Origin of the sequence: Stenotrophomonas sp. ZAC14D2_NAIMI4_6 (genome assembly GCF_003086875.1) — a bacterium.
Taxonomy (GTDB): Bacteria; Pseudomonadota; Gammaproteobacteria; order Xanthomonadales; family Xanthomonadaceae; genus Stenotrophomonas.
Map to the genome: position 1 here is coordinate 188,491 of NZ_CP025996.1, position 20,302 is coordinate 208,792.

At 66.7% G+C, this 20,302-nt stretch carries 20 protein-coding genes and 1 riboswitch; of the genes, 10 read left to right on the forward strand and 10 right to left on the reverse strand.

Translation table 11 applies throughout. From position 1 onward, the window contains the following. Window positions 1–33 precede the first annotated feature (33 nt). The 5 genes from C1933_RS00765 to C1933_RS00785 all read left to right on the forward strand — a co-directional run bounded on the left by C1933_RS00765 (window position 34) and on the right by C1933_RS00785 (window position 3,853). Window positions 34–465: a hypothetical protein gene (locus tag C1933_RS00765; RefSeq protein ID WP_108751794.1), complete on the forward strand. Its 432-nt coding sequence runs from the start codon at window positions 34–36 to the stop codon at window positions 463–465. A gap of 56 nt (window positions 466–521) precedes the next feature. Beyond that, complete coding sequence (locus C1933_RS00770; protein WP_108748050.1) at window positions 522–959, forward strand: rhodanese-like domain-containing protein; 438 nt, start codon at window positions 522–524, stop codon at window positions 957–959. 100 nt (window positions 960–1,059) lie between these two features. Next, the gene (gene secB / locus C1933_RS00775) at window positions 1,060–1,578 is read left to right on the forward strand and encodes a protein-export chaperone SecB (RefSeq protein WP_004153553.1); all 519 of its coding nucleotides are present in this window, start codon (window positions 1,060–1,062) and stop codon (window positions 1,576–1,578) included. 20 nt (window positions 1,579–1,598) lie between these two features. Further along, window positions 1,599–2,624, forward strand: a complete 1,026-nt coding sequence (locus C1933_RS00780) for an NAD(P)H-dependent glycerol-3-phosphate dehydrogenase (protein WP_108748051.1) — start codon at window positions 1,599–1,601, stop codon at window positions 2,622–2,624. Window positions 2,625–3,295: 671 nt separating this feature from the next. After that, window positions 3,296–3,853 (forward strand): Ivy family c-type lysozyme inhibitor, encoded by a 558-nt coding sequence (locus C1933_RS00785; protein ID WP_234414604.1) that lies wholly within the window; start codon window positions 3,296–3,298, stop codon window positions 3,851–3,853. A gap of 14 nt (window positions 3,854–3,867) precedes the next feature. Here C1933_RS00785 and C1933_RS00790 read toward each other — a convergent pair whose 3' ends face one another. Beyond that, window positions 3,868–4,242: a hypothetical protein gene (locus C1933_RS00790; RefSeq protein WP_108748053.1), complete on the reverse strand. Its 375-nt coding sequence runs from the start codon at window positions 4,240–4,242 to the stop codon at window positions 3,868–3,870. A gap of 506 nt (window positions 4,243–4,748) precedes the next feature. Between C1933_RS00790 and C1933_RS00795 the strand changes: the two genes are divergently transcribed. Continuing rightward, window positions 4,749–5,117 (forward strand): hypothetical protein, encoded by a 369-nt coding sequence (locus tag C1933_RS00795; protein WP_108751796.1) that lies wholly within the window; start codon window positions 4,749–4,751, stop codon window positions 5,115–5,117. A 30-nt stretch (window positions 5,118–5,147) separates the two neighbouring features. Here C1933_RS00795 and C1933_RS00800 read toward each other — a convergent pair whose 3' ends face one another. Continuing rightward, a complete protein-coding gene (locus C1933_RS00800) occupies window positions 5,148–5,462 on the reverse strand; it encodes a hypothetical protein (RefSeq protein ID WP_159093923.1) in 315 nt (104 codons plus the stop codon). A 108-nt stretch (window positions 5,463–5,570) separates the two neighbouring features. After that, window positions 5,571–5,903, reverse strand: a complete 333-nt coding sequence (locus C1933_RS00805; RefSeq protein WP_108751798.1) for a hypothetical protein — start codon at window positions 5,901–5,903, stop codon at window positions 5,571–5,573. A 479-nt stretch (window positions 5,904–6,382) separates the two neighbouring features. Here C1933_RS00805 and C1933_RS00810 point away from each other — a divergent pair, with 479 nt between their 5' ends. Both C1933_RS00810 and C1933_RS00815 read left to right on the forward strand, forming a co-directional pair. Further along, complete coding sequence (locus tag C1933_RS00810; protein WP_199911434.1) at window positions 6,383–6,955, forward strand: Ax21 family protein; 573 nt, start codon at window positions 6,383–6,385, stop codon at window positions 6,953–6,955. 236 nt (window positions 6,956–7,191) lie between these two features. Continuing rightward, a complete protein-coding gene (locus C1933_RS00815) occupies window positions 7,192–8,166 on the forward strand; it encodes a Dyp-type peroxidase (RefSeq protein WP_108751800.1) in 975 nt (324 codons plus the stop codon). Window positions 8,167–8,231: 65 nt separating this feature from the next. On the opposite strand, the gene pnuC is transcribed toward C1933_RS00815, so the two are convergent. The 3 genes from pnuC to C1933_RS00830 all read right to left on the reverse strand — a co-directional run bounded on the left by pnuC (window position 8,232) and on the right by C1933_RS00830 (window position 12,405). Further along, a complete protein-coding gene (gene pnuC / locus C1933_RS00820) occupies window positions 8,232–8,804 on the reverse strand; it encodes a nicotinamide riboside transporter PnuC (RefSeq protein WP_108754686.1) in 573 nt (190 codons plus the stop codon). A gap of 8 nt (window positions 8,805–8,812) precedes the next feature. Then, entirely contained in the window at window positions 8,813–10,993 is a 2,181-nt protein-coding gene (locus C1933_RS00825) for a TonB-dependent siderophore receptor (protein ID WP_108751801.1), read from the reverse strand. Between the two features lie 71 nt (window positions 10,994–11,064). Beyond that, window positions 11,065–11,160, reverse strand: a riboswitch (TPP riboswitch). 117 nt (window positions 11,161–11,277) lie between these two features. Then, the gene (locus C1933_RS00830) at window positions 11,278–12,405 is read right to left on the reverse strand and encodes a phosphotransferase (RefSeq protein WP_108751802.1); all 1,128 of its coding nucleotides are present in this window, start codon (window positions 12,403–12,405) and stop codon (window positions 11,278–11,280) included. Between C1933_RS00830 and C1933_RS00835 the strand changes: the two genes are divergently transcribed. Together C1933_RS00835 and betT are read left to right on the forward strand one after the other, a co-directional pair. Further along, complete coding sequence (locus C1933_RS00835) at window positions 12,404–13,663, forward strand: hypothetical protein (protein WP_234414605.1); 1,260 nt, start codon at window positions 12,404–12,406, stop codon at window positions 13,661–13,663. The genes C1933_RS00830 and C1933_RS00835 overlap by 2 nt on opposite strands. A gap of 62 nt (window positions 13,664–13,725) precedes the next feature. Beyond that, on the forward strand, window positions 13,726–15,699 hold the full coding sequence (betT, locus tag C1933_RS00840; protein WP_108751803.1) for a choline BCCT transporter BetT: 1,974 nt from the start codon (window positions 13,726–13,728) through the stop codon (window positions 15,697–15,699). Window positions 15,700–15,754: 55 nt separating this feature from the next. Here betT and C1933_RS00845 read toward each other — a convergent pair whose 3' ends face one another. From C1933_RS00845 to C1933_RS00860, 4 genes are all read right to left on the reverse strand, one after another. After that, entirely contained in the window at window positions 15,755–16,117 is a 363-nt protein-coding gene (locus C1933_RS00845) for a glycine zipper 2TM domain-containing protein (RefSeq protein WP_108751804.1), read from the reverse strand. A gap of 279 nt (window positions 16,118–16,396) precedes the next feature. Continuing rightward, window positions 16,397–18,394: an XVIPCD domain-containing protein gene (locus C1933_RS00850; protein ID WP_108751805.1), complete on the reverse strand. Its 1,998-nt coding sequence runs from the start codon at window positions 18,392–18,394 to the stop codon at window positions 16,397–16,399. A gap of 104 nt (window positions 18,395–18,498) precedes the next feature. Next, window positions 18,499–19,281, reverse strand: a complete 783-nt coding sequence (locus C1933_RS00855; RefSeq protein WP_108751806.1) for a hypothetical protein — start codon at window positions 19,279–19,281, stop codon at window positions 18,499–18,501. 359 nt (window positions 19,282–19,640) lie between these two features. Continuing rightward, entirely contained in the window at window positions 19,641–20,279 is a 639-nt protein-coding gene (locus C1933_RS00860) for a response regulator transcription factor (RefSeq protein WP_108748073.1), read from the reverse strand. Window positions 20,280–20,302 lie beyond the last annotated feature (23 nt).

Below are 20,302 nucleotides of genomic sequence, written 5' to 3' on the forward strand. Positions count from 1 at the left end.
GATGTCAGGCTGACGTCCTTGGGGAACCCACCGATGCGCCGCTTGATCCAGATCCTGTTGTGTTCGTTGCTGCTGGTCAGCGCCGTTGCCGGCGCGGCCGCCGACGATCTGACCCGCAAGCAGCGCAAGCTGCTGGAAGAAACCCAGATCGCCTACGGGGCCACCATCCGCTGGGGCACGATGGACGACGCCATCGCTTACCTGGACCCGCAGCTGCGCAAGGACAAGCCGCCCACCCAGTTCGAGCTGAACCGCTACGCCCAGCTGCGGGTGTCGTCCTACCGCGAGCGCAGCTCGGCTTCGCTGGACGGCGGCCAGGTCGAGCGCCGGGTGGAAATCGGGGTGATCAACCAGAACACCCAGGCCGAGCGCACCGTGGTGGTGACCGAGCGCTGGCGCTGGGACCCGGAAGCCAAGCGCTGGTGGCAGGCGGCCGGCCTGCCGGACCTCTGGCAGGGGCAGTGACGGCCCGCCTGCGGCTTGTGCGACAATCGGCCCCCGCTTATAGACCCGTGATCTGAGTGAATTACGAAGAGCTGCTGGCCTTTGCCGGCCGAAACCCGATGCTGTCCGCAGCCCTGGTGGGCCTGACCGTGGCGATCATCGTCACCGAGGTCCGCCGCCTGTTCCGGGGCTTCAAGGGCATCAAGCCGGCTGAACTGACCCAGCTGATGAATGCCGGCGGCGCCGTGGTGGTCGACCTGTCGGCCAGTGGCGACTTCGAGAAGGGCCACATTGCCGGCAGCCGCCAGGCGCAGGCCAGCGCGTTCGGTCCGGAGCACAAGCTGGTGGCCAACGCCAAGCAGAGCCCGGTGGTGCTGGTGTGCCGCAGCGGCAACGCCTCGGAAACCGCCGCCAAGGCGCTGAAGAAGGCCGGTTTCGAAAAAGTGTTCGTGCTCGACGGCGGCATTCCCGCCTGGCAGCAGGCCGAACTGCCGCTGGTCAAGGGTCGCAACTGATCGAACGCGGTGGCGGCATTGGCCTTGTGTGGGCCGCCTGCCGCCCCCATCGCTGTAGTTCGACCTACGTTTTCATTGCATTCATCTGGAGTTACAGGAAATGTCCGAAGAGATCACCAACGGCGCCGCTGCGCCGGTCGATGCCGCTACCGGCCCCGCTTTCACCGTCGAGAAGATCTACGTCAAGGACGTTTCCTTCGAGTCGCCGAACGCGCCGACCATCTTCAATGACCAGGTGCAGCCGGAGCTGCAGCTGAACCTGAACCAGCAGGTGCAGCGCCTGGGCGAAAACGCCTTCGAAGTCGTGCTGGCCGTGACCCTGACCTGCCAGGCCGGTGAGCGCACCGCCTACGTGGCCGAAGTGAAGCAGGCCGGCGTGTTCGGTCTGGTCGGCCTGGACCCGCAGTCGATCGACGTGCTGCTGGGCACCCAGTGCCCGAACATCCTGTTCCCGTACGTGCGCCAGCTGGTCAGCGACCTGATCCAGGCCGGCGGCTTCCCGCCGTTCTTCCTGCAGCCGATCAACTTCGAAGGCCTGTACGCCGAAACCCTGCGCCAGCGCCAGGAACAGGGCGACGCGCCGTCGCTGGCTGATTCCGAGCCGGCCGGCAACGCCTGAGCTTGGCTACGACGTCACGGATGAGCGATACCGCTGACAAAGTCGCCGTGCTTGGCGCCGGTTCCTGGGGAACCGCGCTGGCCACGCTGCTCGCCCGGCACGGTCACCCGACCGTGCTGTGGGGGCGCGATGCCGCCGTGGTCGAGGCCATCGACCAGCGCCATGAAAACCCCCGCTACCTGCCGGGCATCCCGCTGCCGGACAGCCTGCGCGCGACCACCGACATGGCGGCCGCCCTGCAGGATGCCGCCTGGATCCTGGTGGTGACCCCGTCGCACGCGTTCAATGAAACCGTGCGCGCGCTGGCGCCGCTGCGACCGGCCGGTGCCGGCGTGGCTTGGGCCACCAAGGGCTTCGAACCGGGTTCGGGCCGCTTCCTGCACGAAGTAGCGCGCGAAATCCTGGGAGACGACGTGCCGCTGGCCGTGGTCACCGGGCCGTCGTTCGCCAAGGAAGTGACCCAGGGCCTGCCGACGGCGATCACCGTGCACGGCGACGTGCCCGAGTTCGCGCAGACGGTGGCCGAAGCCATGCATGGCCCGGCGTTCCGTGCCTATACCGGCGATGACATGGTGGGTGCCGAACTGGGTGGCGCCATGAAGAACGTGCTGGCCGTGGCCACCGGCGTGGCCGATGGCATGCAGCTGGGCCTGAATGCCCGTGCCGGCCTGATCACCCGTGGCCTGAACGAAATGCTGCGGCTGGCCGCGGCCATCGGTGCCAAGCCGGAAACCCTGATGGGTCTGGCCGGGCTGGGCGATCTGGTGCTGACCTGCACCGGCGATCTGTCGCGCAACCGCCGCCTGGGCCTGGCCCTGGGCCGTGGGCAGACGCTGCAGGATGCCGTGCGCGAAATCGGCCAGGTGGTTGAATCGGTGCAGACCGCCGACGAAGTGATGCGACAGGCGCGCCGTCATGGCATCGACCTGCCCATTTCCGACCGCGTGCGTGCCGTGCTGCACGGCGAGCAGACGCCTGAAGAAGGCCTGCGCGCGTTGCTGGCGCGGGAACAGAAACCGGAATACCCGGATACCCTGTTCAAGTGATCTGAAGAACCCCGGCCCAGCGCCGGGGTTTTTTTTGGGGCGCGCGCGCGGCCATCCACGCATGGCGTGGATCTACAACCTGCGGGAACCCGCTCTTGGTAGGTGCCAAGCTTGCTTGGCACAGTGCATCACCGCGCGCGGCCCATCCACGCATGGCGTGGATCTACAACCTGCGGGAACCCGCTCCTGGTAGGTGCCAAGCTTGCTTGGCACAGTGCATCACCGCGCGCGGCCCATCCACGCGTGGCGTGGATCTACAACGTGCGGGAACCCGCTTTTGGTAGGTGCCAAGCTTGCTTGGCACAGCGCATCAGCGCACGCGGCCCATCCACGCGTGGCGTGGATCTACAACGTGCGGGAACCCGCTCCTGGTAGGTGCCAAGCTTGCTTGGCACAGTGCATCACCGCGCGCGGCCATCCACGCATGGCGTGGATCTACAACCTGCGGGAACCCGCTCCTGGTAGGTGCCAAGCTTGCTTGGCACAGTGCATCACCGCGCGCGGCCCATCCACGCGTGGCGTGGATCTACAATCGCGGCTTTACATCACGACACGGACAGGGAATGAAGTCCAGGAATCTCGCCATCTCATGGCTCATCGCGCTGTTGGCTGCGTGTTCGCCGGCACCTACACCGGCACCGCAGGCAGAGGCTGCGCCTGCACCCACGCCGATGGCACCCGAACCCGTACCCGCACCCGAACCCGAACCGTCCATCGAAGACGGCGTTGACCCATCGGTGTGGGACAACGAAGGCGAGCCCGAAGGCGAAACCCCCAGCGGCGAACTGAGCTGCCAGGACAGTCCGCTGGCCACCTACTTCTTCACCCTGGTGGGCGGCAACACGGTGGACGACTGCGGACGCAAGGACGCCCGGCTGCTGGCTGCGTTCGACGCGCTCATGCAGGACACCGCAGATGCCGAGTCCAGCGAGCCCGGCATCGCGCCGCTGCGCGAACGGCTGCTCAGTGGGCCCAGCGCACCGGGCCAACCGGTGCAGCTGCAGGACGGCGCCTGGTGGTTCTACACCGCCTGCCAAGCCCACCAGTGCCCCGGCACCGCGCTGGCGGTGCTGTACTCGCCCGAGCAGGGGCGCATGGTGGGCCGGCTGGCCGCGCGCTGCAAGGTGCGCTGGCTGGGCGGGCCCAACGACGAACAGCGCCAGCGCATCGCCCACCTGCGGCCGCTGGACCCGGCAACCCTGGCCGGCGAGGACGAGGACTGCCGGTAAGCGGGTGGCCTGGGCTATGCGTCCGGGCGCAGGCGCGTGCTGATCTGCGCGGTCATCGCCAGGCAGGCCATCATCAGCCCTTCCACCACGCGGTCGCCGGGGTGATCGCTGGGCGGGCCGTTCTGGCGGATACGCTCGGCGGCCAGCAGCATTTCCAGGCCCACACGCAGGCCGGACAACGCGCATTCGGCGTCGGCCAGTGCCTGCTGCCGGCCGGGCATCAACTGGCGTTCGGGCCAGGGCTGGCCATCGGCGGCCGCGCCCTGGCCGATGCGGCGCAGCGCGGCAACGAAGGCGCTGGGCAGTTCAGCGGTGTCGGCCGTGGCCGGTTGATCGGCGCTGGGGGCAGCGCGGTGCGGGTGCAGGCGGGGGAATTCCGGGGTGGTCATGGCTGGGGCTCCGTGCGGGACGAACGGTGGCCGCCACACAAAGGTGGCGGGCGGAGACGTGGCTCGAAAACCGGGGCTTCTGCTATTCCGGCAGGCACAAGGCCTCCACGCTCCGCCCGCCATGGCCGGCAGACGGATTGCCAGCCGGCGCCACGTTAGGCGACGCCGGCTGGCAAGCGTAATCAAGCAGAAGCACGGGTTTTCGAGGCCCGGCCACCGGTGCGCTGGTGGCCCACCCTGTCTACCCGCGCAGCCGCGCTGCGCCCATCAGACAAGTTGCAATCGCACCACGGTGCGACGCGCCTGCGTAGTCTTCCATGCCGTCCAAACCCCTGCGGCAACACGTGACGCAGGCGAACGCCGCCCAGTGCCGATATGCGACAACGGTCTTCATCGCGCCCCTTTGCTGCGCACCATCCAGTGCCAGTTGCGACAGCGCTGCAGTGCTACGCTGCGCCCAAACCGTCGCACCGTTCCTCCACGTTGTTCCGATAAGGGCCCGAGCCATGACGGATGCCACAACGCCTGTCGACCTGTTCGCCGCACTGCGCAGCCTGCTGCGCGACGCCGCCGGTTCACTGCAGGTGGTGCACGACAGCCCCGAACACTTCTACGCCAACGGCCCGCACCCCGATGCCAAGGGCAAGCCGCAGTTCTTCGGCGCGGTGAAAGTGTCCGGGCGCAAGCACGCCTTCCACTTCATGCCGGTCTATGAATTCCCCGAGCTGCTGGCCGGTATCAGCCCGGCGTTGAAGAAGCGCATGCAGGGCAAGTCCTGCTTCAACTTCGACACATGGGATCCGGTGCTGATGGACGAACTGGCACAGCTGGTCACGCAGGGAACAGCCCGCTACCGCGCGCTGGGTCGGCTGTAGGCGGCGCCGTTTCGAACGGCAGATCCGTACTCAGCCTTCGTGCACGTAGCGGTCCTCGACAATCTCGGTTACCTCGTCATCCTCGTCCAGGCGGAACTCGAGATACCCGTCGTGTTCGCTGAAGACGGCCACGCCCTTCGTTTCATCGATCACGCAGAAGGACAGCGGCACGGCCATGAAGAAGCCGCCGCGACTTCGCAGTTCAACACGGCGCGCATGGCTGAAATCGAGCACGCCCAGACCTCTTTCGCGCAGTTCCTGCGCTGAACGCCCGCGCTTTATCGACAGTTCCTCTGCCCAGTCGCGCACGACGTCCATGGGGCTGCGTAGGGGCTTGATCTGCATGATGTGCCATTCCGTCTGCGTGGACGACAAGCCTAACCTGCATGACCTGTGGCATGGACCGACCGCTATCTGAAGCGGCTGGAAGGCGGCGGTTGAAGCTCGCGCGGCCTAGCGCGGTGAACCCGCCGCGCGCACCGACGCCCTGGCAATGATCACCACATAGGTGACCAGCATGCCGGCAGCCAGGCCCATGACTTCCATTTCCCAGTTGTCACGGTACGGGGAAGGGCCGGCGATGGCCCAGCCCAGCAGCAATGCCGCCATCAGCGCCATCATGCGGTGGGCCGAGGTGATCAGTGCATCTTCGCTGGCGTGGCCCAGGTTGGGATCCCAGCGGCCGATCAACCAGCCAAAGCCACGCCAGTAGTCCCGCCCCACCAGGTAGTGAAGGAACACCACCCCGGCCAGTGCGCTCAGCAGGAACTGCAACAGGGGATGCATGGGTCGTCCTTGTACGCGCGTGGGGGATCAGCCGTGTGGTTCAGCCGGGCAAGCAGGTCGACCGCCAGCACGAGACATCGCGTGCATCACCTCGTCGCTGGAGGTTTGAAGGCAGGTCTTGCCTGCTTACCCCGCTGCACGGTGGGGCCGCCGCCCTCGACCCTGCTCAGAAAGTTCTCGCTCACCCGATCCCAAGCCTTGGCTGCGGTACTGAACCCTCGCCCTGGCGAGGACTTACGTTAAATCGCCCCGCATCGCGGGGAATCGTCACGTTGTGAGGGATTCTACGAACTTCCCATCCATCGGGCCAAACCACTACAAGTTCCCTGAACGGGAACTTCATTCATGTACTGGTCAGTACAATATTCAGGGTCGATTTCACCAGCAAACGGATAATTCACACCTGTCGACCGCCTCCTCTCTCCCTCTCCCGGGAGGCGGCCGACGAAACCAAAAATAATTAAAGGTGTGTCCCGATGATCAAGAATTCGCTGCTTGCCCTGGGTCTGCTGGCTGCCCTGCCGTTCGCTGCATCGGCTGCCGATGGCCTGTCGTACAACTACGTTGAAGGCGGTTACGTGAACACCGATGCCAAGGGCGGCGACGCCGATGGCTGGGGCGTGAAGGGCTCGGTTGCAGTGCACCCGAACTTCTCGGTCTTCGGTGACTACAGCAAGCAGGAAACCGACACCTTCAAGAACGATGTCGCCCAGTGGCGCATCGGTGCCGGCTACAACTATGGCATCGCACCGAACACCGACCTGGTGGCTCGTGTTGCGTACCAGAAGTTCGACCTGAAGCACGGCCTGGACTTCAACGGCTACTCCACCGAAGTGGGTCTGCGTACCGCGTTCAACCCGTACCTGGAAGGCTATGCGCTGGCCGGTTACGAGGATTACAGCAAGAAGCACGGCATCAATCCGGAAGGCGAGTTCTACGGCCGCGTCGGCGCCACCGCCAAGTTCAACCAGAACTGGGGCCTGAGCGGCGAAGTGAAGCTGGCCAAGGCCGGCGATCGCGAGTGGTTCGTGGGTCCGCGCTTCAGCTGGTAAGACATCGCTCTGTCGTTAGTGCGTGTAAGTGGCATGTGACTCTCTCTCTCTCCCGCATGCCATCCGAAGCCCGGCCTTGTGCCGGGCTTCTTTTTTGCCTGGAATCGCCGCGTCGCCCAACGGTAGATCCACGCCATGCGTGGATGCTCTCCTCAGCCACGCATGGCGTGGCTCTACTGCAGCCGTGTTCGGGGTGGTTCGGCTATGATCGCCGCCTCAAGCCAGCAGGATGTTCCATGAATTCCCAGCCCGCCCCGATCACCGCCCTGAACCACACGCTGGACAACGAGCCGCAGCAGATCACTGCGCCGTTGACCCATTGCGCGGCCTTCCTGGTGCTGAAGGTGAAGGACGATGCCGATTCCATCGCCACGGTGCGGCAGGTGCTGGGCAGCACGGACGATCTGATCAAGAACACCGCCATCCGCGAGATCGAGCGCACATTCACCTGCAACGTGGCCATCGGCCATCGCGTGTGGGAACCGCTGGTGGGCAGCACGCCGCCGCGCGAGCTGAAGCCGTTCCGCCAGATCCAGGGCGCCACCCACACCGCGGTTTCCACCCCGGGTGATCTGCTGTACCACATCCGCGCGCGCACCCAGGACCTGATCGTGGCCTTCGAGCGCAACCTGCTGCTGGCCTTCGGCGATGCGGTGGAAACGGTGGATGAAGTGGCCGGCTTCCGTTACTTCGACGGCCGCGACCTGCTCGACTTCGTCGATGGCACGGCCAACCCGGAAGGGCTGTCGCTGCCGGAGGCCACCATCGTGGGCGACGAAGACCCCGACCATGCCGGCGGCAGCTACGTGGTGGTGCAGAAGTACCTGCACAACCTGGAGGCCTGGCGCGCGCAGAAGACCGAAGCACAGGAAGCCATCATCGGCCGCACCAAGCACGACAACATGGAACTGGACGATGCACCGGCCGATGCGCAGAAATCGCACAAGACGCTGTGCACCATCGAAGATGCCGACGGCGAGCACGAGATCCTGCGCGACAACATGCCGTTCGCGCGCCCGGGCCACAACGAGTACGGCACCTACTTCATCGGCTACACGCGCCGGCTGTGGGTGATCGAGCAGATGCTGGAGCGCATGTTCATCGGCAATCCGGCGCCGCTGCACGACCGCATCCTGGATTTCTCCACGGCGGTCACCGGCGTCACCTTCTTCGCGCCCTCGCGCAAGGTGTTGGCCGACCTGGGCGAGTAGATCCACGCCATGCGTGGATGAAGCCGCGCGGCCCGGCGCACCTGGGCAGTCGAGCAAGCTCGACTCTACGGGGCCGAGGCGACCTGCGGTGCGCGCGCGGCGGCCTGCCACGCGCGCAGGCCGAATACCGCCAGGCCCAGGAAGAACACGTACAGCGCCGCGGTCACGTGCAGCGACTTGAACAGGTACGTGCCCACGTACACCACGTCCACGCCGATCCACACCCACCAGCACGCCGCATGCCGGCGTGCCTGCCACCACTGGCCGACCAGGCTGAGTCCGGTCAGCAGGGCATCCAGCCACGGCAGTGCGGCATCGGTGAAGCTGTGCATGACCGCACCCAGCGCCACCCCGCCGCACACGCCGATGGCCAGGTCGCGCAGCAGCTTGCCGCGCGCCAGCGGCACGATGCGGATGCTGCCTTCATCGGCGGCATGCTGGCGCCAGTTCAACCAGCCGTAGACCAGGAAGCCGCCGAAGATCACCTGCAGCAGGGTGTCCGAATACAGCTTGGCTTCGGCGAACACCAGCCCGTACAGCGTTACCGACAGCAGCCCCACTGGCCAGGCCGACAGCCGGCGCCGGGCCATCAGCCAGACGCCCAGCACGCTGCACAGCGCGGCGGTCCACTCGAGCACGGCCCCGTTCACAGCGCGAACGTCACCGACAGGCGCGCCTGTCGCGGCGCACCGGGGAACAGGTAGTAATCACCGGCGCTGCTGCCGGTGTCACGCCAGTAGAAGCGGTTGAACACGTTGTCCACTGACAGGTTCCAGGTGACCGCACGTTCGTGCAGGCGGTGCTGGAAGCGCAGGCCGGCATCGAACACCGAATAGTCCGGCGCACGCACCGCGCCATCGGCACGCGCCACGTTGGCCGATGCGTAGCGCCAGCCCCCGGTCACCTGCAGGCCCTGCACGAACGGCAGCGCGTAGGCCAGGTGCACGCTGGCGCGCACCTTCGGCACGTTCACCAGCTGGTGCCCTTCATAGGCCGGCGTTCCGGCATCGCGTGCGCGTGCGCGCAGCACGCTGGCGCTGGCCACCACCTGCAGCGCATCGGTCAGCTGGCCGTTGGCGGTCAGCTCCAGGCCGGTGTGGGTCTGCTGGCCTTCCTGCACGAAGGTGAAGCCCACATCGCTGTCGTCCGGCTTGGCGTACTGGTAGGGCTGGCTGATGCGGAACACCGCCGCGCCCACGCTCAGCGCCTCGTTCGGCGCGTACTTCACGCCCGCTTCCAGCTGGCGCGATTCCACCGCCGGCAGGAAGGTGTCGGCGTTGCTGGTCCAGAACGGCGCTTCCTGCCCCAGCGAAATGCCACGCACGTAGCTGGCGTAGGCATTCAGCTGGTCGGTGGCCTTCCACACCAGGGCGGTCTGCGGCAGGAAGCGCGACAGGCGGCTGTGTCGTTGCGGGTTGCCGCGCTTGTCGTAGGCGCGCTCGTCCAGGCGCACGTAGCGGCCACCGGCCAGCCACTGCCAGTCGTCACCGAAGCTGAGCCGGTTCAGCGCAAAGAAGGCGTTCTGGCGGCTGTCCAGGCGCCGCGCGGACGGGCCCGGCTGCAGCGGCGACGGATCGAACACCGGCACCTGGCCGTCGTGGTAGTTGGCGGTGCCCACGTACTCGTTCACGCTGGGGCGGCGGTCCACGGTGCGGCGGTAGGTTTCGCCGCCCAGGGTCAGCTCATGGCCCACGCTGCCGGTAGTGAAGCGCCCGCGCAGCTCGGCGCGTGCCTGCTGGTTGCGGCGGGTGTCGTCGGGGCTGCGGTAATCGTAGACATCGTAATCGCCATTGGGCGCGAAGTAGTTGCCCGGCACGCTGCCGTCGGCGCACTGCGCGGCGTAGTAGCAGCCGTAGGCGAAGGCCACGTTGTCATCGATCACCGTGCGGCTGTGGCCCAACGCCACGCGCGACTGCCAGCTGCTGCTGAAATCGTAGGTGTGCTGCACAGTGATGTTGGTGCTGGCAATGCCCACCGGCATCTGCCACGGCTGGTAGCCCAGCAGGTGGTCACGGTCCACGCCGCGCGGCAGTTCGCTGGCACCCAGCAGCTGGTAGCCCGATGCCGAGCGCTGCGAACTGGTCTGGTAGTTGGCATCCATTTCCAGCTTGCCGCGTTCGCCGATCAGCCAGTCGGCGGCCAGCGAATAGAAATTGCGGCGGCCATCGAGGTGTTCGATATACGAATCGCTGGCATCCCAGGCGGCGTTGAAGCGCACGCCGAAGCGCGGGGTCAGCCAGTGGCCCACGTCCACGGCGGCGTAGCGCGAGCCTTCCGAATCGGTGCCCAGGGTGACCGTGCGCACTTCGGCCGGGCGCTTGCCCACGTAGTTGATGATGCCGCCCGGGGCCATCACCCCGGCAGCCAGGCCGGCTTCACCCTTCAGGATTTCCACCGATTCCACGTTCTCCAGCGCCAGCCGCTGTTCGCCGGCCATCGACAGGCCGTTGAAGCGGTAGCCGGTGGCGGCGTCCAGCGCGAAGCCGCGAATGGCCACGTTCTGGTAGTAGCCCACCGGGGCATAGGCATCGCCCAGCGAGGCATCGTTGCTGGCCAGTTCGGACAGCGAACGCACCTGGCGCTGTTCCAGGTAGCTGCGGTCGAGCACGTTCACCGATGCCGGGGTGTCTTTCCAGCTGCCACCGCCGAAGGCATTGGCGCGCGAACTGGCAGAGGCGGGCTTGCCGGCCTGCACGCGCACGGCGGCCAGATCGGTGGGCGAACGATCGGAGGTGTCGGCGGCATCGGTGGCGGCCTCGCTGGCATGCAGCGGCAGGGCGGCACACAGGGCCAGGGCGAGCAGGGTGGGGCGCAGGCAGCGGTTCATTCGGTTCGTCTTCTGACAGCAAGGGAGACGAAGCGACGGCGCACGGACGCACGGGCCCAGGGAACGGGGTGCGACAGCTGCTCAAAGCTCCCTACGCCGGTGCAAACCGGATCAGGTTCCAAGGGACTCTCTCAGCCTGGCAGATCCAGGCACCCCCGCTTCAGGTGACCATTTCACTACAAACCGTACGGATTTGCGAGTCCGGGAACGGGGCAGGGGGGCCGGGGCTGGGGGTCAGATCCCTTTCCGCAGGAAAGGGCTCTGACCCCCAGGCCTGTAGGACGCTATGCCGCAGCGCGCAGCGCCTGCAGCAGGCCCTGGCCGGCCTCGGTATGGAACCAGGCCGGGTGGCCCAGCATGAACGGCTGCCAGGCTACGTCGGCATTGGCAGTAGAGCCGGTGATGCCTTCGAAGTACTCCACTTCGGACAGTGCGAAGTCGAAATGCACCATCGGCAGCAGGTCGACCAGCAGGTGCACGCGCTCGGCCGACAGCGGCAGCACCTGCCGGTAGCCGGCCAGCAGGGCCAGGGCGATATCGGGGCGCACCGCGTCGGCGCCGCGCTGCAGCTCCAGCCAGGCCACCGCATTGCGCTCGATGGCCGTGGCCAGGTCGAACAGCGCGCTGGTGGGCGAGGCCAGGCCGAAATCCAGTACGGTGGCGATCTGCCCGTCGCGGGCCCACAGCAGGTTGGAGACGTGCCAGTCGTTGTGCGCCCACAGCCGCGGTTCGTGCTGCAGCCGCTGGGCCAGGCCGGCATGCCAGGGCAGCACGTGCTCGCGCAGCTGCGCCTGCCAGGGAATGCGCGCCAGGTAGCGGGCCAGGCCGGGGCGATCAGGCAGGCTGGCCTGCAGCGCCGCGATGGGATCGTGTGCGCGGATCAGATCGTCGCGTGCCACCAGGATGTGGGTATCGCGCTGCGGCGCCTGGTAATCGGCTGCGGCACGGTGCAGCCGGGCCAGCATGCGGCCTGCTTCCTGCGCCTGTGCGATGTCGGTCAGCAGGGACCACGAAGGTGCATCGCGATAGAGGTCCACGCCGGCGCCCACCGCGTGCAGTTCGTAAGTCCAGGGGCCCTGCTCCAGCGCGGTCTGCCCGTTGTCTGCAGCCAGCACCTGCACCACCGGTACATCACGCGCCGCCAGATGGGCAACGAAACGGTGTTCTTCCTGCAGCACGGCGGCACTGCGCACGCTGTGGTGGTGGCGCTTGATGAAAACGGCGCCGTGTTCGCCGCGCGCGATCGCCGCGGCCGAGAGCGGGCGCGGGCTGTGCCATTGCAGCGTGGCAGTAAGGCCGAGCTGCGTATAGCGCTGCCCCAACCAGGCCAGGTCCTGCGCGGAAATCGCCGGCCAGTCGGCCGCGACCTCATCGTTGTTCAGGCCCTGCACGCGGTGGGATGTATCGGTCATGGTGGCGCGTTCGCAGATCGGATGGGCAGCAGCACAGCGCGCTCATGGTACCGCCCGTGCCGCGTTCCTGCGCTGGCCCGGTGAAGAGGGCGCATACCCGTGCTGGTTACACTGGCAGGCTTACATTTTGGAAACAGGGAGGCACCGGGACGCAATCGTGCGATGTTTTTTCTCTATTTTTCTTGGCGCACTGGCGTGCGCATCGGCCGGCCAGGCGCTGGCACAGCCCCACGATCCCAATGCGGAACCGTGGTTCGACGCAGGCGGCGCCGTCCGCTTCAACTATGGGTGGCTGGATTACGGCCCCACCAGCGGACTGCAGCTGGAACTGCTGCGTGCCGACATCGATGCCGGTGCCGGGCCGTTGTTTTTCTCGGCGCAGTACCGCTGGTATGACGGCTTCGATGCGGTCCACCATGCCTATGCAGGTTGGCAGTTCAACGAAGACACCGATCTGCGTGCGGGTATCCAGCAGGTGCCGTTCGGACTGCTGCCCACGGCTTCGCAGAGTTTCTGGTTCGGCTCTGGCTACTACCTGGGCATCGAGGATGACTACGATCCCGGCCTGGTGCTGCAGCATCGCAGTGGCCACCACCTGTGGCACGTCGGCTGGTTTGCCGGCGATGAGTACGGCGACGCGGCGCGCTACGACCGCTACTCGTTCGATGTGGCGCGCACGCCGGAGCTGCCCTATCGCGAGCGCGACCGGGTAAACCTGCGTTACGAGCATGACCGTGACTGGCACGGTGGAACCCTGTTGTTGGGTGCGTCGGCGTTCAGCGGTTCGGTGCAGAACGTGGAAACGCGCCGCCATCATGAACACCACGGCATGGCCGTGCATGCGCAATGGGCGCGCGATGGCTGGACCACCCAGCTGCAATGGGCGCGCTACCACTACGCTGTGCCGGGCGCGACGATCGCGTTATCGGCTTTCCAGGCACCGTTCCAGATCGCGCGCAAGGCTGATGTGCCCAGCGTCAACGTGGCCTATTCGTTTGGCGAACAGCGTTGGCTGGATGACATCACCTGCTACAACAACCTGAGCATGACCCGCCCGCTGCAACGCCAGCCCGGCATGCGCGACTCGTGGCAGAACGTCACCGGCTGCAGCCTGGGCAGGGGCATGATGCTGACCTACATCGACTGGATCGCCGGGAAGAATATGTGGTTCGCCGGCGGCGATGGCATCGGCCTGGACCCGCAAGGGCCCTCACGCTGGCACTCACGCCTGAACCTCAATATCGGTTTCTACTTCTAGGACGCCCTTCATCGCGGTCCGCCGCGTATTCCCTTCACGCATTTCCGTTCACGGAGGACGACATGCCGAGCTCCGCTCCGCACCCCACCCCCGTCAGGCAGCGCATCCTGCCGCAGGTATTCATTCCCACCGCGGCGATCGTCATCGCCCTGCTCGCCCTGGCCGCGTTCGCCCCGGACCTGGCCACACGCTGGTTCACCGCCGCCAAGACCTGGACCGCCAACGATGCCGGCTGGTTCACCATCCTGGCCGTCGCCGGCTTCCTGGTGTTCGTGGTGGGCGTGGCCATCAGCGGCTATGGCCGCATCAAGCTGGGCCCGGACCACAGTCGCCCCGACTACAGCTATGCCTCGTGGTTCGCGATGCTGTTTGCCGCCGGCATGGGCATCGGCCTGATGTTCTTCGGCGTGGCCGAACCGATCATGCACTACGCCACCCCGCCCACCGGCACGCCGGAATCGGCCGCGGCGGCGCGCCAGGCCATGCGCATCACCTTCTTCCACTGGGGCGTGCATGCCTGGGCGATCTACGCGGTGGTGGCGCTGGCGCTGGCGTACTTCGGCTTCCGCCACAACCTGCCGCTGCGCGTGCGCTCGGCGCTGTACCCGCTCATCGGTGAACGCATCCACGGGCCGATCGGCCACACCGTGGATACCTTTGCTGCGCTGGGCACCATCTTCGGCCTGGCCACCTCGCTGGGGCTGGGCGTGATGCAGATCAACTCGGGCCTGAACTACCTGTTCGGGCTGGAAGTGAGCACGCTGGTCCAGGTGGTGCTGATCGCCGTCATCACCCTGGTGGCCACCGGCTCGGTAGTGGCGGGCCTGGACAGCGGCGTGCGCAGGTTGTCGGAATTGAACATGATCCTGGCGGCGGCACTGCTGGCCTTCGTGCTGGTCTGCGGGCCCACCGTGCACCTGTTGCAGGTGCTGGTGCAGAACACCGGCATGTACGTGTCGCAGCTGTTCTCGATGACCTTCAACCTGTACGCCTACGAGCCCACCGGCTGGCTGGGCGGTTGGACGCTGTTCTATTGGGGCTGGTGGATCGCCTGGTCACCGTTCGTGGGCATGTTCATCGCGCGTATCTCGCGTGGCCGCACCGTGCGCGAATTCGTGGTGGGCGTGCTGCTGGTGCCGCTGGGCTTCACCTTCCTGTGGATGACCATCTACGGCAACACCGCTTTGTTCATGGTGCGCGCCGAAGGGGTACAGGAACTGGTGCAGACCGTTTCCAGCGACAGCTCCATGGCGCTGTTCGAATTCCTGCGCCACCTGCCGTGGACGATGGCAACCTCGTGCCTGGCGGTGCTGCTGGTGGCGTTGTTCTTCGTCACCTCGGCCGATTCGGGAGCATTGGTGATCGACATGCTCACCTCCAAGGGTGAGGAGGAATCACCGCTGTGGCAGCGCATCTTCTGGGCGTTGCTGGTGGGTGCGCTGGCGGTGGCGCTGTTGTTTGCCGGTGGCCTGGAATCACTGCAGGCGGCCACGATCGCCAGCGCGTTCCCCTTCACCCTGGTGATGATCCTGATGTGCTGGGGCCTGCTGAAAGCGATGCGCCTGGATGCCACCAAGCGCTCGATCATCCGCGACGCACGCATCCTGCCCGGCACCAGCGATGACTGGCGTGCGCGCCTGCGGTTGCTGGCGCACAACCCGGTGCAGGCCGAGGTGCTGCGCTTCATCGACCAGCAGGTGATGCCGGCCCTGCAGGACGTGGCCGGTGAACTGCGGCGACAGGAGCTGGAGGTCGAGGTGACCCTGGGCGAGGATGGCCGCGCCTGGCTGCAGGTCGGCCATGGCCAGGAAATGGACTTCTTCTACTCGGTGCGGCCGCAGCCGTACGAGCCGCCCAGCTTCACCCTGCAGGACCCGCGCCGTGCCGCCAAGGCCGGGCGTTACTTCCGCGCCGAGGTCTACCTGCGCGAGGGCGGGCAGGACTATGACGTGATGGGCTGGACCCGCGTGCAGCTGATCCACGATGTGCTGGATCAGTACGCCCGCCACCGGCAGTTCCTGGACCACGTGCGCTGAACAGCAGAACGCCGGCCGTCACTGCGGCCGGCGTTCCGGGTGTTGCCAGGTGTACTTACCAGCCGCGGTGGCGACCGCGGTCGTGGCGGTAGCGGCGATCGTCGTGGCGGTAGTAGCGGCGGTCGTGGCCGCGGTCATGGCCGTAGCGACGGTCATAACGGCGGTCGTAGCGACGATCGTCGTGACGGTCCTTGGTGGTCAGGTTGCCGATGGCACCACCGGCCACGGCACCGCCCACGGTGGCGGTCGGGTCGCCGTTGGAAATCAGGTGACCGGCCACGCCGCCCACCACGGCACCGACCACGGTGCGCTTGTCCTTGCGTGACAGGGCGCTGGCATCGCCGACCACGGCCAAGCCGGCCAGCAGCGCCAGGGCGAGGCCGAGGCTGCGGAAGCTGAGTGAGGACGTATTGAGCATGTTCGGGTCTCCAGTTGGGGGCATGCCACGCGGGGCAGGGAAGGCGCCAGGGCGCCGTGGCTGCCGCAGGTACCACGCTGGGCTTCGGACATTGCCGGAACATTGCGTGGGCCACCCGGTCGGCGTGCGCATTCATCTAGCGTCATGCGCCATGAAGCCCGCCTGAAAGGAGAAAGCTGAACCGAAGGTTCGGAGCCCGCCCTGCGGACGGAATCCGAACCCAGGGTCAGATCCCCTTCCGCAGGAAAGGGCTCTGACCCGAAGCCGGCACCACCGGCCTCAGTGCCCCATCGCGCGCTGGTTCTGGCGCACCTGTTCCTGCTGCTGATCGTCCTGCTGCTGCAGCACGTTCGGTGCGCCCTGCACGGCACCGCTGCTCAGGGCCACGCTCTGTTCGCTGGCGGCCTTGGCATCGACCGAGGCACGCACGGCGGCCGGGTCGCCCATCGCGCCCTGCACGGCAAACAGACGTTCACCGTTCATGCTGGGCACCACCGAATCGATGCGCTGCAGACCGGCGGCATGGGCGTCGCGGGTGAGCGTGGCGGCGGTGGCTTCCAGCGCGTGGCGGTCCTTGAACGTACCGGGCGGCAACTGCTCCAGACCGTGCACGGCCTGGTTGTACATCGGGTTGCGCGGGTGGCGTTCGTCGTTCAGCAGCGGACGTTCGCGCGCATCGTTGATGGCATCGAGCGTCTTCGGGCCGATGATGCCGTCCACGGCCAGGCCGTTGTCCTTCTGGAACTCACGCACGGCCGCTTCGGTGTTGCGGCCGAACTTGCCATCCTCGAACAGCGGCTTGCCGTCGGCACCCACGTAGCCCAGGTGGCCCAGCTGTTCCTGCGCCTTGCGCACGCCTTCGCTGTGGTCGCCATTGCGGTGGATCTCGCTGCGCGGCGCGCTGGCGGTGGCCTGCGCAGGTGCTTCCTTGCCCTGTTCGTGCTGTTGGGTCTGGCTGCGGTTTTCCAGCAGGTCGCGCGCCTTGTGCAGCGGGTCGGAGGCGAACAGCTTCCAGTTCGGGTGGTTTTCCACCTGCTTCAGGTAGTCCTCCACCGGCATGGTGTGCACGCCCAGCTTGCCGGTGGACTGGCTGATCAGCAGCTTGTCGGTGTTGGGGTCGCGCACCACCATCACGATGTGGTCGATGCCGTTCCAGTGCTCGTGCTTGGTCTTGGCCGTGTCCAGGCCGATCACCATGCCTTCCTGCAGCGCGCCCGGCTTCAGGATGTCGTCGCGCTGCAGCAGCACGCCCGAATCCTTGTAGGCCTGCTGCACGATGCCGCCGGAACCGGCGAAGCCCAGCTTGATCTTGTCGGCATCGCCATAGACGGCGTGGCCGGCCTTCTGGTTGATCTCGTCCTGGGTCTTGTTCAGCATCGTGCCGACCCAGCCGGAGCAGTCCACGTAGCCCTGGTCCACGTTCTTGCCGGTGATGCCGTTGCCACGGTAGTACTGGCTGGACGCGATGTTGATTGCGTACTTCACATCGTCGTACTTCACGCCGGCATCGTAGGCGGCGGTCAGGGCGATGCCCGGCTTGTCCTGGTTGGCCGCCGCTGCAGCCGACACGGTGGCGGCGGTGGGCGCCGGCACGGTCTGGGTCGGGCCCGCGGCGGCCTGCACCGGTGCACTGCGCGCCGGCGCATCGGCGCTGATGGCGGCGATGTTCTTTTCCGGAATGCTGATGCCGTCGTACTTGCGGTCGTAGTACTGGGCGAAGGTGCTGGCCAGGTCCTTGTCGTTCATCGTGCGCATTTCCGCGCGGGTGTGGCCGGTCAGCGCTTCGATGTCGCTGCCGATCTGGCCCATGATGCGCGGGCGCATGTTGATCGGTTCGCCGTGGCCATCACGCACCACGCCGAAGGTGCCGGTGGCGATGGCGGTCTGGATGGAGCCGTAACCGGCCGCACCCTGCTGGTGGGCCAGGTACAGGTCCAGGCCGGTGGGCGATGCTTCGCCGGACAGGTACGGGTGGCCGGTGCGCGCGTGGCGCTTTTCCATGTCGGCCAGGTTGCGCTGGAACATGTCCGCGGCCGCTTCGGTGTTGCGGGTCGGGTCGTACTCGTGGCCGCTCAGGCCGTACTGGCGCGCCGACGACGGCAGGAACTGGAACAGCCCCTTGGCGTCGGTGCGGCTGTTGTGCGCGCGCTCGTCGAACTGGCCGCCGGTCTCGATATGGGCAAAGCGCAGGAAGTCTTCGCTGGGAATGCCCTTGCGCTGGGCCACCTGTTCGATGATGTCGAGAACTTCCTGTCTGCTGTAGTCACGTTGTGCCATGACGTTTTCCTCTGGGGTTGATGGAGCGGCCTGTGCCGCGTTACGCCAACCGGACTCATCCGTGAGTCATCAACATGTCGGTCAACAGGTACTGCGTGTAAGGGTTACTGCGCGACGTAGGCCTTGCGGGCGGCGTCGTAGTAATAGCGGCGCGCATCGCCGGCACCCAGTGCACGGGTCTGCCCCGGTGCATCGATGGTGGTGCCGGTGGCGGCCACGGTGATGGCCGGCAGGTCGCTGCCCGCCACGGCGCTGAAGCTGAGCGTGCCCTGGTTGCTGATGCACGGCATCACCGCGCCGTCGTCGCAGGCAGCCGAATTGTCTTCGCCGGTGTTCACCGTGCCGGCACTGGCCCAGACCTGACCATCTTCGGACGTCTCGTAGTCCGGGTTGAACACCAGGATCTCGTAGCCTTCCACGCTGGTGCCGTTGCTGAAGCTGCGGGTGGGCACGGCCAGCACCAGCTTGCCGGCGGCGGTGCGGTGTTCGACCGGCTTGCGCTTGCCGTCCACGTCCGGGGCGGTGCCATAGGCGCCGATCGCACCGATCCACGGCTCCACGCCCTTCAACACCCAGGGGCGGTCGGGCTTGTCACCGCTCAGGGTGAAGGTGGCTTCGGACAGGGTGACACGGCTTTCCGGGCCCACGTCGTCTTCGCCGGGCTTGCCGAACTTCTGCGGCGTGTTCCAGGCAAAGCCGGTGTAGTAACGGGTGCCGGCCACTTCGTAGCTGTGGCCGAACCAGAAGGTCGCCACGGCGCCATTGGCCACTTCGTAGGAGACGGCGCCGTCGCCATCCACCTGGTAGATGAAATACAGCACGCTGCCGGCATCGGGCGGGGTGGCAACCGCGGCGGGGGTCGCGGCGGCGGTGGCGGAGTTCTGCATGGGGGCAACTTCCTGTCGTGGCGCGGCGGCGCCCTGGGGTGACGCGGTCGAGGTCGAGGGAGTGCAGGCGCTGGCCAGCAGCGAAACGGCCAGGCCAGCCAACGCCATGCGCAATCGCGGGCGGGCGGCAGCCGGGACGTATCGGGGGGAATGGGTCATGCGCCTCTCCATGGTGTGCGGGCGTCGGGCCGGATGGCCAACGCAGAATGCGCGCCGCCCGCAGTCGGGCAGCGTGGTGATGGGCCGGTCGATTCCTTCGACCTCGCATGGGAGAGCCCATCGGCGCGGATCATGGCACAGCTGTGGCGTCGATCACAGTGTCAGCAGCGGGCGGCCACCGTGAAACCGTGAATCAGTTCTCAGATTTTGCCGTCGCGCAGGTAATCGAACAGCTCGGCGTCGCCCTTCAGCCCCAGCTTCAGCATGGCATCGCCTTTCTGCCGGCTGATGGTGCTGACGCTCTTGTGCAGCTGCAGCGAGATCTCCTTCACGGTCATGCCGGTGCCGAGCAGGCGCAGCACTTCCACTTCGCGCGGTGACAGCGGCTTGCCGTCGCCTTCGCGCATGCGCCAGCTGCCGGCCTCTTCCACGCGCTCGCGCAGGCTGCGGCTGATGTAGGACTGGCCGCGGTAGACCGCCTGGATCGCCTGTGGCAGTTCTTCCATGGACGAGCTCTTGTCCACCAGGCCGAGCACGCCGCTGTCCAGCACCATGCGCAGGATGGCCAGGTTGTTGGACACGCTGAGCAGCAGCACCGGCAGATCGGGATAGCGGCGGCGGATCATGCCGATCATCGCGAAGCCGTCGGCCTGGGCGCTGCCGGGCATGGAATAGTCGGTGACCAGCAGGTCGCAGGGCTGGCTGGCCAGCAGTGCGATCAGGGCCTGGGCATTGTCGGCTTCGCCAACCACCCGGCCCACGCCGCTGGATTCGATGACCGCGCGGGTTCCGATGCGGACCACGGGGTGATCGTCTGCGATGATGATGCGCAAGGTCATGCTCTAGTATGGCCTTCGGGCAG

Coding starts and splice junctions, on each gene's coding strand:
- secB (WP_004153553.1), top strand. CDS start 1,060: ATGTCCGAAGAGATCACCAACGGCGCCGCTGCGCCGGTCGATGCCGCT.
- C1933_RS00780 (WP_108748051.1), top strand. CDS start 1,599: ATGAGCGATACCGCTGACAAAGTCGCCGTGCTTGGCGCCGGTTCCTGG.
- betT (WP_108751803.1), top strand. CDS start 13,726: ATGCCGAGCTCCGCTCCGCACCCCACCCCCGTCAGGCAGCGCATCCTG.
- C1933_RS00860 (WP_108748073.1), bottom strand. CDS start 20,279: ATGACCTTGCGCATCATCATCGCAGACGATCACCCCGTGGTCCGCATC.
- C1933_RS00790 (WP_108748053.1), bottom strand. CDS start 4,242: ATGACCACCCCGGAATTCCCCCGCCTGCACCCGCACCGCGCTGCCCCC.
- C1933_RS00795 (WP_108751796.1), top strand. CDS start 4,749: ATGACGGATGCCACAACGCCTGTCGACCTGTTCGCCGCACTGCGCAGC.
- C1933_RS00805 (WP_108751798.1), bottom strand. CDS start 5,903: ATGCATCCCCTGTTGCAGTTCCTGCTGAGCGCACTGGCCGGGGTGGTG.
- C1933_RS00835 (WP_234414605.1), top strand. CDS start 12,404: ATGGTGGCGCGTTCGCAGATCGGATGGGCAGCAGCACAGCGCGCTCAT.
- C1933_RS00830 (WP_108751802.1), bottom strand. CDS start 12,405: ATGACCGATACATCCCACCGCGTGCAGGGCCTGAACAACGATGAGGTC.
- C1933_RS00845 (WP_108751804.1), bottom strand. CDS start 16,117: ATGCTCAATACGTCCTCACTCAGCTTCCGCAGCCTCGGCCTCGCCCTG.
- C1933_RS00765 (WP_108751794.1), top strand. CDS start 34: ATGCGCCGCTTGATCCAGATCCTGTTGTGTTCGTTGCTGCTGGTCAGC.
- C1933_RS00800 (WP_159093923.1), bottom strand. CDS start 5,462: ATGCAGATCAAGCCCCTACGCAGCCCCATGGACGTCGTGCGCGACTGG.
- C1933_RS00785 (WP_234414604.1), top strand. CDS start 3,296: ATGGCACCCGAACCCGTACCCGCACCCGAACCCGAACCGTCCATCGAA.
- C1933_RS00815 (WP_108751800.1), top strand. CDS start 7,192: ATGAATTCCCAGCCCGCCCCGATCACCGCCCTGAACCACACGCTGGAC.
- C1933_RS00825 (WP_108751801.1), bottom strand. CDS start 10,993: ATGAACCGCTGCCTGCGCCCCACCCTGCTCGCCCTGGCCCTGTGTGCC.
- C1933_RS00850 (WP_108751805.1), bottom strand. CDS start 18,394: ATGGCACAACGTGACTACAGCAGACAGGAAGTTCTCGACATCATCGAA.
- C1933_RS00855 (WP_108751806.1), bottom strand. CDS start 19,281: ATGCAGAACTCCGCCACCGCCGCCGCGACCCCCGCCGCGGTTGCCACC.